Origin of the sequence: Streptomyces sp. FH025 (assembly GCF_017427025.1) — a bacterium.
GTDB lineage: Bacteria > Actinomycetota > Actinomycetes > Streptomycetales > Streptomycetaceae > Kitasatospora.
Genome location: NZ_JAFLNG010000021.1, coordinates 13,347 through 29,475, shown reverse-complemented (window position 1 = coordinate 29,475; position 16,129 = coordinate 13,347). Strand labels below are relative to the sequence as shown.

Genomic DNA, 16,129 nt, shown 5'->3' with positions numbered 1-16,129 from the left:
ACCACCGGCCTCCCGCAGGCCGTCGTCCGCACCCGCCCGACCCGGCCCTACAAGGGCGTGGCCGTCGCCGAGCGGTACGGCGCCGGGGTGGGGCGGGGCCCGCACCTGATGGCCAACCCCACCTACCACCTCGGCACCCTGGGGCCCGCCCTGTACGCGCTCCAGGCGGGCAGCGCCGTCGTCGTCCAACGCACCTGGTCCACCGCCGGGTTCGCCGAACTGGCCGACCGGTACGCGGCGGACAGCGCCTTCCTCAGCCCGGACCGGCTGACCGAGCTGATCGCGGCCGGCCAGGCCCCGCGCCGGCCGCTCCGGGTGGTCTTCCACGGCGGCGCCGCCTGCCCGCCCGCGGTGAAGCGCGCGGCGATCGAGCTGTTCGGACCGGTCCTGCACGAGTACTACGGCACCTCGAAGAGCGTCCTGACCGAGATCACCAGCCCGGAGTGGCTGACCCGGCCCGGTTCGGTCGGCCGCCCGCTGCCCGGGATCCGGATCGAGGTCACCCGCGACGGCCGGGCCCTGCCGCCCGGAGAGGTCGGGGAGATCGGGATCCGGCTGCGGGCCGCCGACCGGGACCCGTCCGAGGCGCCCGTGCACGCCACGGGGGACGTGGGCTTCCTCGACGCCGACGGCTACCTGTTCGTCATCGGCCGGGCGGGGACCGAACAGGAACTCCGCGCCGCCCGGCTCGAACACGAACTCCGGCTGCTGCCCGGCGTCACCGAGGCGGTCGTCCTCGGCGGCGCGGAGCCGGTCTGCTTCGTGGAGCACGGCCTCACGGCGGCCGACCCGGCCCCCGCGATCGAGGCCGCTGCGCGCCGGCTCGGCCTGCCCACCTGCCGGATCGTCCTCGCGGAGACCGGCGCGCTGCCCCGCACCCCCAGCGGCAAGGTCCGACGGGCCGCCCTCGCCGATGCCGCCCCGGTGAGCGGGGCAGAGGGCCGGGGATGACCTCGGACCGGCAGCCCGGGACGGCCCACGACCGGCTCGAACACCACGCGCGGCACCGGCCCGACGCGGTCGCGCTGACCTGCCTCGACGGGGACCGGGTCCGTAAGCTGACGTTCCGTCAACTCTCCGTGCTCGTCGCCTCGGCGGGGGAGGGGCTGCTCGCCGCCGGCGCCCGACCGGGCGACCGGGTGGTCATGGTGCTGCCGAACGACGAGTCCTTCGTCGCCGTCCTGCTGGCCGCCATGGCGCGGGGGATCGTACCGGTCCCCGCGGCCACCCCGGCGACCACGCGCAGCGAGGCGTTCGGCCGGCGGCTGCGGGGCATCGCCGCCGACTGCCTCCCGGCTCTGGTCGTCACCACCGCGCCCTGGCGCGACGCGGTCCGTACGGCGTTGGGGGGCCTCGACGCCCCCGGCGGGGTACGTACCTGGCCGGACCTCGCCGAGGAGGGAGCCACCGGTCTGCCGCCGTACGCCCCCGCGCCCGACGCGCCCGCCTTCCTCCAGTACACCTCGGGCTCGACCGGCTCCCCCAAGGGGGCCGTCATCAGCCACCGCGCGCTGCACGCCGCCTGCACCCAGGCCGCGCGCGTCTACGACGAGGGCCCGGACGACGTGGCCGTGACCTGGGTGCCGCTCCACCACGACATGGGGCTGGTCACCGGAGTCCTCAGGCCGCTCTTCAGCGGCTACACCTCCGTGCTGATGCCGCCCGAGGCGTTCGCCCGCCGTCCGGCGGCCTGGCCGGCGGCCGTCACCGCGCACGGCGGCACCCTCTCCAGCGCGCCCGACTTCGCCTACGCGCTGTGCGCCCGCAAGGTCACCGACCAGGAGCTGGCCGCCCTCGACCTGAGGACCTGGCGGGTCGCGCGCAGCGCGGGCGAGGTGGTGCGGGCCGCCACGGCCGAGCGGTTCACCGCGCGGTTCGCCGCCGCCGGATTCTCCCCCCGGAGCCTGTGTCCTTCCTACGGCATGGCCGAGGCCACCCTCACCGTCACCACCAGCACCCCGGGCGGCCCTCCGGTCCGACTCGCCGTCCGCACCGACGCGTTGGGGGAGGGGAGGGTGGTTCCGGCCGCCCCGGGCGAACCCGCCACCGTCCTGCTCTCCTCGGGCACCCCGCTGCCCGGCACCGAGGTGCGGGTGCGCGACACGTCCACCGGACGGGCCGACGGCCCGCGCGTGGGCGACATCGCCGTGCGCGGGCCGCAACTGTTCAGCGGCTACTGGCCGGAGGCGCACCGCCCGGCCGGGTGGCACGCGACCGGGGACCGGGGATTCACCCACGGCGGCCACCTGTTCGTCATCGGCCGGACCGACGACGTCCTCGTCCACCACGGCAGGAACTTCTACCCGGCGGACGTCCTCGCGGCCTGCGAGGACGTACCCGGTCTGCGCCCCGGGCGCTGCGCCGCGTTCAGCCTCGGGGACGGCGACTCCGGCAGCCGGATCTGCCTGGTGGCGGAGCTCGCGGACGGCCCCGGCACACCCCCGGCCGCCCAGGTGGCCGCCCAGGCCCGGCGGCGGCTGGCGAGCGCCGTCGACCTGTACGTCTCCGAGGTCGTCCTGCTGCCCCGGGGCGGGCTGCCCGTGACGACCAGCGGCAAGGTCCGGGTCGGCGAGACGAGACGGCGCCTCCTGCGGGGGACGCTACCGCGCCTGTGAGCGCCCCGGAACACACAGCGGACACCATCAGAGGAAAGAGGAACCGTGCACGCTCCGACTTTGGCCCAGTGGGTCGGCGACCCCGCCGCCTTCACCACCGAGTACTGGCGCCGCCGGCCGGGTGTCTTCAGGCCGGACGGGGGAGCGCGCAGCCCCTTCACCCTGGCCGACGCCGACGCCGCGCTCGCCACCGGCTTCCTGCACGAGCCCTACGTCGAGATGACCCGCGCCGAGGAAGCGCTCGGCCGTGACGCCTACCTGACGCCGCGCACGGTCTACGAGGGCACCCACGGGGGATTCGCCGACGAGAGGAAGATCCGGGCCCTGCTCGACGACGGCGCCACCCTGCTGATGCGCCGGGTCGACCAGTGGCACGGCCCGACCCGCGACCTGCTCGCCCGGCTCTCCGCCGAACTCCAGCGCGCGGTGGAGGCGTTCTGCTTCATCACGCCCCCCGGCACCCAGGGCGTGCCCCTGCACCGCGACGACGCCGACGTGCTCGTCCTCCAGCTGAACGGCAGCAAGTCCTGGTCCGTCCACGAGGGGCCGAAGGACGGCGACTGGCAGCTCGGCCGGGTCGAGGGCGAGCCGCCGGCGGAGGTGCTGCGCACCACCCTGCGGCCCGGCGAAGTCCTCTACATCCCCCGGGCCTTCGCCCACCAGGCCGTCGGCGACGAGGGCCTGTCGGTGCACCTGTCGCTGACCATCCGCGAAGTCCACATGGGAGACCTGTTCCGCAGCCTCCAGAAGCTCTCGGCCGCGTCCATGGCCATCGAGGCCCGCCCGCTCGACGACACCGCCGTCCTGGCCGCGGCCACCGCCATGCTGGAGCACGTCCGCGCGGCCCTCGCCGACCTGACGCCCGAGCAGTTGGTGCACCACGCCCGCCGCCGGAAGCTGGCCGCACTCCCCACCCCGCGCTCGCCGATCTCACTCGCCGCCCTGGCGGCCGGGCCCGACGGCCAGTGACCGGCTACGGCTGCGGGCCGGCGCCGTCACCTCGCTGTCGCTCGCTGCCGCCGGCGGGTGCGCCGGCAGTGTCATCCGGAGCAGCGAGCCGTTCGGCGGCTCGGAGAGCACGGTGAGGCCGCCGCCGTGGCCCTCGACGACGGCGCGCACGATGGCCAGGCCGAGCCCGGTGCCGGGGCGGCCGGACGACCGGGGCGGGCCGCTCCCGTCGTCGGCCCGCGACCGGGCGAAGCCGATGCCCGTGTCCGCCACGTCGACCACGGCGCCGTCGCGGCTCGCCCGGCAGCGCAGCGCGATGGTGTCCCCGTCCACGGTGAACTTCACGGCGTTCTCCACCAGGGCGTCGAGGGCGGCCTCAAGGCGGGATTCGTCGCCCTCGATCAGGACGGAGGGTGCCTCCAGGATCCAGTCGCGGTCCGAGGCCGGCCGCCACCGCTGGACGGTGCGCCGCAGGAGGGCGCCGAGGTCGACGGGGCCCCACTCGAAGGCGGTGGACTCGTAGGCGTCGGCCAGGACGAGCAGCCGCCCGGCGAGCCTGCCGAGCTTGTCCAGCTCGTCCAGCACGACGTCGAGGTCCTCCCTGCTCTCCGGGGTCGGCAGCTCGCCGCGGACCATCTCCGCGTAGCAGCGGGCCACCGTGATCGGCGTGCGCATCTCGTGCGAGCAGTTGCGGACGAACAGCTCCTTGACCTCCTGTGCGCGGCGCTCGCGCTCGACGAGGTGCCTGGTCTCCGCGAGGGCGGCGGCCCGTCGCCGCACGTGCCAGACCATGCTGAGGAAGACCAGTGCCATCAGCGGGACTTCGGCGAGTTCGTCCCACTCGGCGTGGCCCTGCGCGATGAACCGGCTCAGCTCGGCGCCCGTGACGAGGGTGACCACGGTCAGCACGGCGGCCGTGCGACGGGCCGACCAGTTCTGCACGCCGTAGACGATGGACATGCTGATCCACACCAGGTGGAACACCAGGGTTTCCAGGGCGGGTTCGACGAGCAGCATCAGCTGGCTGCCCGCAGTGAACAGCACCCAGCCGGCGAAGGCGAGCCGCCTGCGGCGCTCAGCGGGCACTGAAGGCGTATCCGACATTGCGCACCGTTTCGATGACCGGCCGGGGCACCTTGCCGCGGATCCGGCGGACCGTCGCGTCGACCACGTTGCTCCCGAGGTCGTCGGTGTAACCCCAGACAGCGGCGAGGAGTTCAGGCCGGCTGCACACCTCGCCCGCCCGCCGCATCAGGTGGCCGAGCAGCATGAACTCGCGGTGCGACAGGGGTACCTGCCTCCCGTCCGTCCCACCGAGGCCGAGCGCCTGCCGTTCGAGATCGAGGGTGACCTCCCCGACGCGGAGCCACCGCTGGGGCATCCCGGTGGCGGGCGCGCGGAGCCTGGTCCGGACGCGCTCCACCAACTCCGCGGTGGCGAAGGGCTTGCCGAGGAAGTCGACGGCCCCGATCCGCAGGCAGCGGACCCGGGTGGCGACGTCCATCACGGCGGACAGGACGAGGACCCGCTGGTCGGGCCGGCGGTCGAAGGCGCGCCGCATCACCTCGAAGCCGTCGAACCCCGGCAGCATGAGATCGAGCACGACCAGGTCGAACTCACCGTCCCGCAGGCGTTCCACGGCGTCCGGACCGGATCCGACGCCGTCGACGACGTGACCGTTCGACTCCAACGTGCGCTTGAGGTAGGCGCGTAGCCGCGCCTCGTCCTCGACGACCAACAGTCGGGCCATGGTGGACCACCGTCTCCTCCCCTGACGCACTCGCCGGACGGGCCGTCATCTCGCGGGCCGTGCCGGATCCTACAAGTGCCTTACGCGCGTGCCCCGGCGGGCATTTTGCAAACGATCTACCACAGGCGTCGGGATCATGACGGCCGGATGAGAGGCCTGTCATCTTCGCCCCCGCGCTCGACGGTCGACCACAAACTTGTCGCGCGCGCGTCACCGGCCGGTGGCGAGGCAAGGGGAAAGGGAAGGCGTGTTCACGAAACAGGCAAGGAGAGCGGTGCGGAGGACGCCGAGACGGCGCGCCATCGCCCTGATCGGCGTCGGGACGATGGTGGCGGCGTTGACGGGGCTGCCGCCGTCGCCGCTCCAGCAGGTTCAGGAGGCCGTCGCCGGCGGATCGAGCAGTGCGGGCGGATCGAGCAGTGCGGGCGGGCCGAGCAGCGCGACGGACGCGACGAAGGCACCGCACTACTTCGGCCCGTGGCCGAACTGGGCCAACAGCCCGCTGACCGTGTCGAAGGCCAAGGTGACCATCGGCTCCACCGTGATGCCGGTCGGGAACCCGCTGGTCGACCGGGCGTACGCGACGGACTTCGCGACGCCGCCGGGCGAACTCGGGCCGGTGCTCGTCGTCCTGGGCGGCTCCCCGCTGCCCGACGGCACCCTCAGGAGCTTCCAGACCTGGAACCAGGTCAAGCCGGGCGGCAGCCCCTCGGCCTCCGAGGGCGGCCTCTTCCACGCCTACGTCCTGCGGCCGACGGGCGCACCGGACACGTACACCGTCGTGGCCGACAGCGGGCCGCGGACGGTGCCCAAGCCGAGCGCGGCGGCCGGAGAGGTCGCGACGTACGACGTCCCCGACGTCGCCGTCAAGGCCGGTGACGTCATCGGCTTCTACGGCCAGGGCGTCCCCGTCGACACCGGGATCGGCTCACCCACCGACGCCTTCCTGTACCCGGCGGGCGTGGACGGCACCACGACCCCGCCGACCAACGTGCCCCCGGCCGCCGGTGGCACGGTGACGCTGGGTTCGGCCGCCTACCCGCGCTACCCGGCGCAGGACCGCCGGTACTCCTTCGGGGCGCAGGTGCTCCCGGCGAGCACCGGCGCCGGCGCCACCGCGACGGCCACGGTGGACCCGCGGACCGGAGGCATCGCGAGCATCGAGGTGACCGCTCCGGGGCGCCACTACGTCGCCGGCGCGACCTCGGTCACCATCGAGGGCGGCACCACGGCGGCGGCCGCGAAGGCCACCGTCAAGGCGACCGGGGCCGTGGTCGGCCTCACCGTCGACGCGGGCGGCAGCGGCTACGGCGGCTTCGCGGTCGGCATCACCGGCGGCGGTGGAAACGGTGCCACCGCGACGGCCTCCGGCGGGGTGGACGCCGTGACGCTCACGGACGGCGGCGCGGGCTACACCATGCCGACGGTCGACTTCGACCTCCCCGACGACCCGAACGGCACGGTGGCCAAGGGCCACGTCGACCCGGCCGATCTCGCCGCCGACGGCAGCGTCACCAAGGTGACCGTCGACGAGCCCGGCAGCGGCTACAGCAGTGCCCCCGGCGTCGTGATCCGCAACGGGACGCTGGCCGACCCGATCAACGGCGCGACGAAGGCGACGGCCGCCAGCAGCCTGAAGCTGATCGCGCTCGCGGTGGACAAGGTCGGCTCCGACTACACCGCGGCGCCCGCCGTGACCGTCACCGACCCGACGGGCAGGGGAGGCGCCGGGGCGGCGGCGAAGGCCGTGACGGACACCGGCGCGATCAGCGGGATCGAGGTGACCAGCCCGGGGGCCGGCTACCTCACGGTCGGGATGAAGAAGTTCCAGGACGCGCTGCCGATGACCTGCGACCCCGGGGTGAACGGCACGGGGTGCCCCGACGCCACCCAGTCGCAGGCGCCGTCGACGAAGCCCTCGGAGAAGTTCATCCCCGTGGCCGTGCCGGAGTCCGTCAACACCGGCGGCAAACCGGCCGACGAGTACGTCATCGGTCTCGTGCAGTACCTCACCCGGTTCTCCTCCGACCTGCCGCCGACCCTGGTGCGGGGCTACGTCCAGCTGTCGACGGACGCGGTGCCCGGGCGCAAGGTCCCGCTCTACAACGAGCTGATGGACGGCACCCGGCAGCCGCTGCCGTACACGGGCGTGACCTCACCGCAGTGGATGGGCCCCCTCATCGCCGCGACCAAGGACCGGCCGGTGCGGATCGTGTTCCGCAACCTGCTCCCGAAGGGCGCCGACGGCGACCTCTTCCTGCCGGTCGACAGCACCGGCATGGGCGCGGGCATGGTCCCGATGACGATGCCTCCGCCGAAGAACGAAGGCACCGTCACGGACGAGGTGCGCAACCCGGCTTGCACCAACGACAAGGCCGGCTGCTTCACGGACAACCGGGCCACGCTGCACCTGCACGGCGGCGTCACGCCGTGGATCAGCGACGGCACCCCGCACCAGTGGATCACCCCGGCCGGCGAGGCCACGCAGTGGCCGCAGGGCGTCAGCGTGCAGAACGTGCCGGACATGGTGGACGGCACCGGGGCGGTGCTCTGCGCCGCGAAGGACGACGGCTGCTCGACGTTCTACTACACCAACCAGCAGAGCGCGCGGCTGATGTTCTACCACGACCACTCCTACGGCATCACCCGGCTGAACGTGTACGCCGGCGAGGCCGCGGGCTACACCATCACCGACGACACCGAGAAGGCGCTGATCAACAGCGGCACGATCCCGGACGCGGCCGACACCATCCCGCTGCTCGTCCAGGACCGCACGTTCGTGCCGGACGACGCGCAGCTGAAGGACCGCAAGGACGCCACCGGCACGACCCTCTCCTACGGCCAGGACCCGACCTGGGACACCAAGCGCTGGGGCGGCAAGGGCAGCTTCTGGTACCACCACGTCTACATGCCCGCGCAGAACCCGGGCGACCCGTCCGGCACGAGCGCGTACGGGCGCTGGATGTACGGGCCGTGGTTCTGGCCGCCGGCCGGCGACACCAGGTTCGGGCCGATCGCCAACCCGTACTACGACCCGGCGTGCAAGCTGGACGCCCCGTCGACCTGGCAGTACCAGAGCGCCCCGTACTGCGAGCCGGAGCAGATCCCCGGCACGCCGAACATCTCGATGGGCATGGAGCAGTTCAACGACACGCCGATCGTCAACGGGGTCGCCTATCCGAAGGTGACGCTCCAGCCGAAGACCTACCGGATGCGGCTGCTCAACGCCGCGAACGACCGGTTCTTCAACTTCCAGTGGTACAAAGCCGATCCGAAGCAGGGCGACGGCACCACCGAGGTCGCCCTGAACGCGGACGAGCTGGCGGCCGCGCAGACCGATCCGAACGTCTCGCCCACCCCGGCGGACGCCAACAACGACTCCGCCGGGCCGGACTGGATCCAGATCGCCAACGAGGGCGGCTTCCTGCCCGCGCCGGCCGTCATCGACGGTCAGCAGCCGACGACCTGGATCACCGACCCGACCCGCTTCGACTTCGGCAACGTGGACAAGCACTCGCTGACCGTCGCGCCGGCCGAACGCGCCGACGTGCTGGTGGACTTCTCCAAGTTCGCCGGCAAGACGCTCATCCTCTACAACGACGCACCCGCGGCCTTCCCCGGGCGCATCTCGTCCTACGACTACTACGCGGGCGCCCCCGACCTCACCCAGTCCGGCGGCGCACCGAAGACCATGCCGGGCTACGGTCCCAACACCCGCACCGTGATGCAGGTGACCATCGCGAACACCACGCCGGCCCCGGCGTTCAACCTGACGAAGCTCCAGAGCGCCTTCAAGCACCACGCCGACGGTTCGGGGGTCTTCGAGTCCGGCCAGAACCCGGTGATCGTCGGACAGGCGGCCTACAACTCGGCGTACGGCACGGGCTTCGCCGCCGGCAGCAACTGCAACGCCAAGAACAGCACCGTCAAGACCTGCGACGGCCTGGTCCGGGTGAACGACACCTCGACGTTCGGCTTCAACACGCTCAGGGCACCGAACGCCAAGATGACGATGCCGCTCCAGCCCAAGGCCATCCACGACGAGATGAACGCGACGACGTTCGACGACTACGGCCGGATGTCGACCAACCTCGGCGTCGAGGCGTCGCCACCGACACCGGGGGCGCAGAACGCGACGCTGTACCCGTACATCAACCCGCCCACCGAACTGATCGACGGCACCAACCTGCCCAGGGCCGACCTCAGGGTGACGCCCATCAGCACCGGCGAGGACGGCACACAGATCTGGCGGTTCACCCACAACGGGGTGGACACCCACCCGATGCACTTCCACCTCTACGACGTCCAGGTCCTCAACCGGGTGACGTGGGACAACATCGTCATCAAGCCGGACGCCAACGAGCTGGGGTGGAAGGACACGGTACGGATGAGCCCACTGGAGGACACGATCGTGGCGCTGCGGCCGATCGTGCCGACCGCGCCGTTCGAAGTACCGAACTCCGTGAGGCCGTTGGACCCGACGATGCCGCTCGGCAGCACCTCGATGTTCAACAACACCGACCCGCAGGGCAATCCGACGGCGGCCGTCACCAACAAACCGGTGAACTTCGGCTGGGAGTACGTCATCCACTGCCACATCCTCAGCCACGAGGAGATGGACATGATGCGCCCCCAGGTGCTGGCGCTGCCGCCGGCGAAGCCGAGCGGGCTCGCGTCGACCGTCATGGGCACGGGCGAGAGCGCCCGGATCCGGCTGGACTGGCAGGACAACTCGATCAACGAGACCGGCTTCGTCGTCCAACGGTCGGGCGACGGCGGCACCACGTGGGCCGACGCCGGCACGGTCGACTCGCCACTGGACCAGCCGAACACCCACGGGCCCCGAACGTTCGTCGACCTGACGGCCTCGGCGACCACGCCCTACGTCTACCGGGTCGTCGCCCTCAACACCGTCGGGTACGGCGGCGCATTCCCGGGCATGACCGTGAAGTCGGTCTCCGACCCGCTCCAGGTGGCCCCGACACCGTGATGCCGTGGCCATCGATCACGGCTGAGTGATCACGTACGACAGGGGGCGGGCCGCCGGGGCCCGCCCCCGTTCCCCCTGTTCGGAAGCTTTGACATTCCGCTCAAAGTAATACAGTCTTCTCGGCATGTCTGACCGTCACCCGATCGAGTGCGCCGCCATTGAGCTGGCGCTGATCGGCGTGGCCGCGCACTGCGTTTCCGACAACCTCTGTCGCTGAATCCGCCTGTCCCGACGCGTTGCGGTGATCGCCGCCTCGGGGCGCCGTCCCTTCCTGCGGGCGCAGTGCTGCCTCCCCTCCCCGAAGCCTCGCTGTCGCCCGCCTTCCTCCGTACACCATCGGTAGCGAAAGGCTCCCTCTCCGATGTCTCGAACCACCTTCACCCCTCGCCGCCTCGCCACGGCGACCGTCACCGTCGCCCTGGTCGTCGGAGTGGCGGCGTGCGGACCGAAGGCCGACGGCGGTGGAAGCACCGGCAAGGACGCCGCGCCGCAGCAGGGCGGCACCCTCACCGTCCTCAACCAGAACCCGCAGGACCAGTTCGACCCCGCACGGCTCTACACCTCCGGCGGCGGCAACGTGCCCTCCCTGGTCTTCCGCACCCTCACCACCCGCAACCGGGCCGACGGCGCGGCCGGCACCAAGGTCGTCCCGGACCTCGCGACCGACACCGGCACCCCGTCCGAGGGCGCGACGGTGTGGACGTACCACCTCAAGGACGGCCTCAAGTTCGAGGACGGCTCGCCGATCACCACCGCCGACATCAAGTACGGCATCGAAAGGTCGTTCGCCCCCGAACTCTCCGGCGGGGCACCGTTCCTGAGGGACTGGCTGGTCGGCGCCGCGGACTACCAGGGCCCGTACAAGGACGACCGCGGTCTGACCGCCATCGAGACGCCGGACGAGAAGACCATCGTCTTCCACCTCAACAAGCCCGAGGGCGACTTCCCGTACCTGGCCACCCAGACGCAGTTCGCACCCGTTCCGAAGGCCAAGGACACCGGGACGAAGTACCAGGACCACCCCGTCTCCTCCGGCCCCTACCAGGTCGTCAAGAACGAGAACGACGGCACCCACCTCGTCCTCAAGCGCAACCCCAACTGGTCCGCGGCGACGGACGACCAGCGCAAGGCGTACCCGGACACCGTCGACGTGCAGTCCGGGCTCGACGCGGCGGTGATCAACCAGCGGCTCTCCGCCAGCACCGGGCCCGACGCGGCCGCCGTCACCACCGACACCAACCTCGGCCCCTCCGAACTCGCCCAGGTGAAGGACGACAAGGCCCTCGCCGCCCGCGTCGGCACCGGCCACTTCGGCTACGTCAACTACCTGGCGTTCAACCCCAAGATCAAGCCCTTCGACGACCCCAAGGTCCGCCAGGCCATCGCCTACGCGATCAACCGCACCTCGGTCGTCAACGCCGCCGGAGGCTCTTCGCTCGCCGAGGCCGCCACCACCTACCTGCCCAACCAGGAGACCTTTGGCTACACGCCCTACGACCCGTTCCCGGCGGGCGCGACCGGCAACCCGGAGAAGGCCAAGGAGCTGCTGAAGGAGGCCGGTTACCCGGACGGCCTGACCATCACGCTCACCCACTCCTCCGAGACGGGCAAGGGCTACGGCCCGAACCTGGCCACCGCCGTCCAGGACGGCCTGAAGGCGGCCGGGATCACCGTCCAGCTCGAAGTCCTGGACGGCACCAAGTACTCCAAGACGATCCACACCGTCGGCACCGAGCCCGGCCTCTTCCTCTCCGGCTGGGGAGCCGACTGGCCGACCGGCGGCCCGTTCCTCGCGCCGATCTTCGACGGCCGGCAGATCGTCACCGATGGCTACAACTTCAACTCCGCGCAGCTGAACGACCCGTCGGTGAACGACGAGATCGACCAGATCAACAAGATCACCGACCACGCCGAAGCCGCCAAGCGCTGGGGCGCCCTCGACAAGCGGATCGGTGAGCAGGCCCTCACCGTCCCGCTGTTCCACCCCGTCTACAAGCGGCTGTCCGGCAAGGACGTCCGCAACATCGTCATCAGCGACTGGACCGGCGTCCTCGACATCTCCCAGGTCGCGGTCAAGTAGCGGACGGGATCGGACGGATCGGTCAGACAACCATGGCTCCACAGGAACCCAGAGCCGGGGAGGCCCTCGAGGCCTCCCCGGCCGCCGGGGGGCGACAGGTGTGGCGGCGGCTGCTCGCGCGGCGCGCCGCCGTCGCCGCCGGCCTCGTCATCGTCCTGCTCGCCCTGATCGCGGCGGCGGCCCCGCTGCTCAGCGCGATCGAAGGGCAGGACCCCACCAGCTTCCACAACGACCTGCTCGACTCGGCGGCCGGAGGCGTGCCCACCGGCTCCTTCGGCGGCGTCAGCGCCGAGCACTGGCTCGGCGTCGAACCGGGCACCGGGCGCGACGTGTTCGCCCGGCTCGTCCACGGCGCCCGGATCTCGCTGCTCGTCGCCGTCGGCGCCACCCTCGTCCAGGTCACGATCGGCGTCCTGCTCGGCCTCGCCGCGGGCCTCGGCAGCCGGCTGCTCGACCAGCTGATCGGCAACACCACCGAGGTGATGCTCGCGCTGCCCTCGCTGGTCTTCGCGATCTCGCTGATGGCCGTCGTGCCCTCCGGCTTCCCCCGCCCGCTCCTGCTGACCCTGGTCATCGGGCTGCTGGGCTGGGGCGGCACCTCACGGCTGGTCCGGGCCCAGACGCTCAGCCTCAAGCAGCTCGACTACGTGGCCGCGGCCCGGCTCGCCGGCGCCAGCCGCTGGCGGATCGCCCGCCGGGAACTGCTGCCGTCCCTGGCCGCGCCGGTCATCACCTACGCGGCGGTGCTGCTGCCGTCCAACGTGATCGGCGAGGCCGGGCTGTCCTTCCTCGGCGTGGGCGTCAAACCGCCGACCTCGTCGTGGGGCCAGATGCTCTCCGGCGCGACCACGTGGTTCCGCGCGGACCCGATGTACGTGCTGCTCCCGTCCGCGCTGCTGTTCGCCACCGTGCTCGCCTTCACCGTGCTCGGCGACGCCCTCCGCACCGAGCTCGACCCCCGCGCGGCCTCCCGGCTGCGGGTCGGAACGGCGCGCGGCACCGACGGTCCGGCCGCTCCCACCACGGAAGCGCCCGCCCCGAGCGCCGGTTCGACGGGCGCCGGTTCGACTGGCGCCGCCGAGGAGGCCACCGCATGACCCGCTTCCTGCTCCGCAAGGCCGTCGGCATGCTCGGCGTCCTGCTGGCCCTCTCCCTGATCGTCTACGCGGTCTTCTACATCGCCCCCGGCGACCCCGCCCAGCTGGCCTGCGGCGAGAAGTGCAGCCCCGCCCAGGTCGCCCAGGTGCGCGAACGGCTGGGCCTCGACGCGCCGGTCTACCTCCAGTACGCCCACTTCCTCCAGGGCCTCGTCGTCGGCCGCGACTTCAGCGCCGGGACGGGTCTGCTGCACTGCCAGGCACCCTGCCTGGGCATCTCCTACCGCAGCGGCGAACAGGTCACCGACATGATCACCGCCCGGCTCCCGGTGACGACCTCGCTGGCGCTCGGCGCGATGGTGGTCTGGCTGATCCTCGGGGTCGGCACCGGTCTGCTCTCCGCGCTGCGCCGGGGCCGGCTCAGCGAGCGCCTGCTGACCGCGCTGACGCTGGCCGGCAACTCCGTCCCGGTGTTCGTCATCGGGCTGGTGCTGCTCATCGTCTTCTGCGCCCAGCTCCAGTGGCTGCCGTTCCCGAGCTACGTGCCGCTCACCGAGGACCCGCAGCAGTGGTTCTGGGGCCTGCTGCTGCCCTGGATCTCGCTCGCGCTCATCGAGTCCGCCAAGTACGCCCGGCTGACCCGCTCGTCCATGCTGGAGACCCTCGCCGACGACCACATCCGGACCTTCCGGGCGTACGGCGTCAGCGAACGGCACCTGGTGACCAGGCACGCGCTGCGCGGCGCGCTCACCCCGGTGATCGCGCTCACCGCCATGGACCTCGGGACGTTGTTCGGGGCCGCCGTGCTGACCGAGTCGCTCTTCGGCCTCCCGGGGCTCGGCAAGCTGCTGGTCACCTCCGTCGGCCTGATCGACCTGCCGACCGTCGTGGGCCTCACCCTCGTCACCGGGTTCTTCGTGGTCCTCGCCAACGCCATCGCGGACGTGCTCTACGCGGTGTCCGACCGAAGGGTGGTCCTGACATGAGCGCCGCACCCCTCGTCGACGTCCAGGGTCTGGTCGTCGACTTCCCCGTCGGCGACGGCCACGTACGCGCCGTCGACGGCGTGAGCTTCACCCTGGAGGCCGGCCAGGCGCTCGGCATCGTCGGCGAGTCCGGCTCCGGAAAGAGCACCGTCGCCTACGGACTGCTCGGCCTGCACCGGGGGACCGGCGCCCGGATCGGTGGCACGGTCCGGGTCGCCGGCGTCGACGCCGTCACCGCCGAGGGCGACGAACTCCGGCGTCTGCGCGGCGGGTTGGCGGCCATGGTGTTCCAGGACCCGCTCTCCGCCCTCGACCCGTACTACGCGGTGGGGGACCAGATCGCCGAGGTCGTGCGGGTCCACCGGACGGTCTCCCGCCGGGATGCCCGGGCCCGGGCGGTCGAGGTGCTCGACCGCGTCGGCATCCCCGACGCGGCGCGGCGCTCGCGCTCGCGTCCGCACGAGTTCAGCGGCGGCATGCGCCAGCGGGTGCTGATCGCGATGGCCCTGGCCTGCGAGCCGCGCCTGCTGGTCGCCGACGAGCCGACGACCGCGCTGGACGTCACCGTCCAGGCCCAGATCCTCGACCTGCTGCACGAGTTGCGCGCCGAGACCGGTGCCGGGCTGGTCCTGGTCACCCACGACCTGGGCGTGGTCGCCGGGAGCGTCGACCGGGTGCTGGTGATGAAGGACGGCCGGGCGGTGGAACACGGCCCGGTCACCGAGGTGCTGGGCACTCCGCGCGAGCCGTACACCCGCGCGCTGCTGTCGGCGGTACCCCGGGTCGACGCCCCGGAGGCCCCGGGCGCCGCGGCCGCGCCTTCCGCCGGCGACGTCCTGCTCGAAGCCACCGACCTGCGCCGGGAGTTCGCCACCCGCGGCCTCACCCGGCGCACCGCCCCCGTCACGGCGGTGGACGGCGTCTCGCTCACCGTGCGGTCCGGCGAGACGCTGGGCATCGTCGGCGAGTCCGGCTCCGGAAAGACCACCCTCGGGCGGATGCTCGTCCGGCTGCTGGAGCCGACCGGCGGCCGGCTCCACTACCGCGGCCGGGACATCGGAGCACTGGGGGAGAAGGAACTGCGCCCGCTCAGGCGGGAGTTGCAGATGGTCTTCCAGGACCCGGTGTCCTCGCTCAACCCGCGCCGCACCATCGGGGAGTCCGTCGCGGACCCGCTGCGCATCGCCGGCGAGAGCGACGAGCGCCGCATCCGCACCCGGGTCGGCGACCTCCTCGAACGCGTGGGCCTCGACGCCGACTGGTACCACCGCTATCCGCACGAGTTCTCCGGCGGGCAGCGGCAGCGGGTCGGCATCGCCCGGGCGCTCGCACCAGAGCCGCGACTGATCGTCTGCGACGAACCGGTCTCCGCGCTGGACGTCACCACCCAGGCCCAAGTGGTCGAGCTGCTGGGCGAGTTGCAGCGCGACCTCGGCCTCGCGCTGGTCTTCATCGCCCACGACCTCGCCGTGGTCCGGCAGGTGAGCGACCGGGTCGCGGTGATGCGCGCCGGGCGGATCGTCGAGCAGGGCGACGCCGACACGGTCTACGACTCGCCGCAGCACACCTACACCAAGGGCCTGTTGGCCGCCGTCCCGGTCCTGGACCCGACCGAGGCCGCCGCCCGCCGCCACGCCCGCCTGGCCTCCGCCACCGCCTGACC

At 72.4% G+C, this 16,129-nt stretch carries 11 protein-coding genes; 9 read left to right on the top strand and 2 right to left on the bottom strand.

Features of this window, described 5'->3' with window-relative positions; all coding sequences use genetic code 11:
- The 3 genes from J0670_RS03000 to J0670_RS02990 all read left to right on the top strand — a co-directional run.
- On the top strand, window positions 1-951 hold a 951-nt coding region (locus J0670_RS03000), incomplete at its 5' end, for a class I adenylate-forming enzyme family protein (protein ID WP_207809300.1).
- On the top strand, window positions 948-2,615 hold the full coding sequence (locus J0670_RS02995; protein WP_207809298.1) for an AMP-binding protein: 1,668 nt from the start codon (window positions 948-950) through the stop codon (window positions 2,613-2,615). The genes J0670_RS03000 and J0670_RS02995, both read left to right, overlap by 4 nt.
- A gap of 45 nt (window positions 2,616-2,660) precedes the next feature.
- Window positions 2,661-3,584, top strand: a complete 924-nt coding sequence (locus tag J0670_RS02990; RefSeq protein WP_207809296.1) for a JmjC domain-containing protein — start codon at window positions 2,661-2,663, stop codon at window positions 3,582-3,584.
- Here J0670_RS02990 and J0670_RS38875 read toward each other — a convergent pair.
- Together J0670_RS38875 and J0670_RS02980 are read right to left on the bottom strand one after the other, a co-directional pair.
- Entirely contained in the window at window positions 3,546-4,649 is a 1,104-nt protein-coding gene (locus J0670_RS38875) for a cell wall metabolism sensor histidine kinase WalK (protein ID WP_207809295.1), read from the bottom strand. The two genes, J0670_RS02990 and J0670_RS38875, sit on opposite strands and share 39 nt — an antisense overlap.
- Window positions 4,639-5,313, bottom strand: coding sequence for a response regulator transcription factor (locus J0670_RS02980; protein WP_207809292.1), 675 nt, complete (start codon window positions 5,311-5,313; stop codon window positions 4,639-4,641). The genes J0670_RS38875 and J0670_RS02980 overlap by 11 nt, the downstream gene beginning before the upstream one ends.
- 274 nt (window positions 5,314-5,587) lie before the next feature.
- Between J0670_RS02980 and J0670_RS40145 the strand changes: the two genes are divergently transcribed.
- The 6 genes from J0670_RS40145 to J0670_RS02955 all read left to right on the top strand — a co-directional run bounded on the left by J0670_RS40145 (window position 5,588) and on the right by J0670_RS02955 (window position 16,127).
- Entirely contained in the window at window positions 5,588-10,303 is a 4,716-nt protein-coding gene (locus J0670_RS40145; protein ID WP_207809290.1) for a multicopper oxidase domain-containing protein, read from the top strand.
- A gap of 124 nt (window positions 10,304-10,427) precedes the next feature.
- Window positions 10,428-10,520 carry an Ms4533A family Cys-rich leader peptide gene (locus J0670_RS40465; protein ID WP_317620150.1) on the top strand — a complete coding sequence of 31 codons (93 nt, stop codon included), beginning with the start codon at window positions 10,428-10,430 and terminating at the stop codon, window positions 10,518-10,520.
- A 144-nt stretch (window positions 10,521-10,664) separates the two neighbouring features.
- Window positions 10,665-12,383: an ABC transporter substrate-binding protein gene (locus J0670_RS02970; protein ID WP_207809289.1), complete on the top strand. Its 1,719-nt coding sequence runs from the start codon at window positions 10,665-10,667 to the stop codon at window positions 12,381-12,383.
- A 32-nt stretch (window positions 12,384-12,415) separates the two neighbouring features.
- Window positions 12,416-13,480, top strand: a complete 1,065-nt coding sequence (locus J0670_RS02965) for an ABC transporter permease (RefSeq protein WP_207809288.1) — start codon at window positions 12,416-12,418, stop codon at window positions 13,478-13,480.
- A complete protein-coding gene (locus J0670_RS02960; protein ID WP_207809287.1) occupies window positions 13,477-14,466 on the top strand; it encodes an ABC transporter permease in 990 nt (329 codons plus the stop codon). Before J0670_RS02965 ends, J0670_RS02960 begins: the two co-directional genes overlap by 4 nt.
- Window positions 14,463-16,127 carry an ABC transporter ATP-binding protein gene (locus tag J0670_RS02955; protein ID WP_207809285.1) on the top strand — a complete coding sequence of 555 codons (1,665 nt, stop codon included), beginning with the start codon at window positions 14,463-14,465 and terminating at the stop codon, window positions 16,125-16,127. Before J0670_RS02960 ends, J0670_RS02955 begins: the two co-directional genes overlap by 4 nt.
- The last annotated feature ends 2 nt before the right edge of the window (window positions 16,128-16,129 follow it).

Bases quoted from the DNA above. Each gene is read 5' to 3' on its own strand.
- J0670_RS02995 (WP_207809298.1), top strand. From the start codon at position 948: ATGACCTCGGACCGGCAGCCCGGGACGGCCCACGACCGGCTCGAACAC.
- J0670_RS02965 (WP_207809288.1), top strand. From the start codon at position 12,416: ATGGCTCCACAGGAACCCAGAGCCGGGGAGGCCCTCGAGGCCTCCCCG.
- J0670_RS02955 (WP_207809285.1), top strand. From the start codon at position 14,463: ATGAGCGCCGCACCCCTCGTCGACGTCCAGGGTCTGGTCGTCGACTTC.
- J0670_RS02970 (WP_207809289.1), top strand. From the start codon at position 10,665: ATGTCTCGAACCACCTTCACCCCTCGCCGCCTCGCCACGGCGACCGTC.
- J0670_RS02960 (WP_207809287.1), top strand. From the start codon at position 13,477: ATGACCCGCTTCCTGCTCCGCAAGGCCGTCGGCATGCTCGGCGTCCTG.
- J0670_RS40465 (WP_317620150.1), top strand. From the start codon at position 10,428: ATGTCTGACCGTCACCCGATCGAGTGCGCCGCCATTGAGCTGGCGCTG.
- J0670_RS02980 (WP_207809292.1), bottom strand. From the start codon at position 5,313: ATGGCCCGACTGTTGGTCGTCGAGGACGAGGCGCGGCTACGCGCCTAC.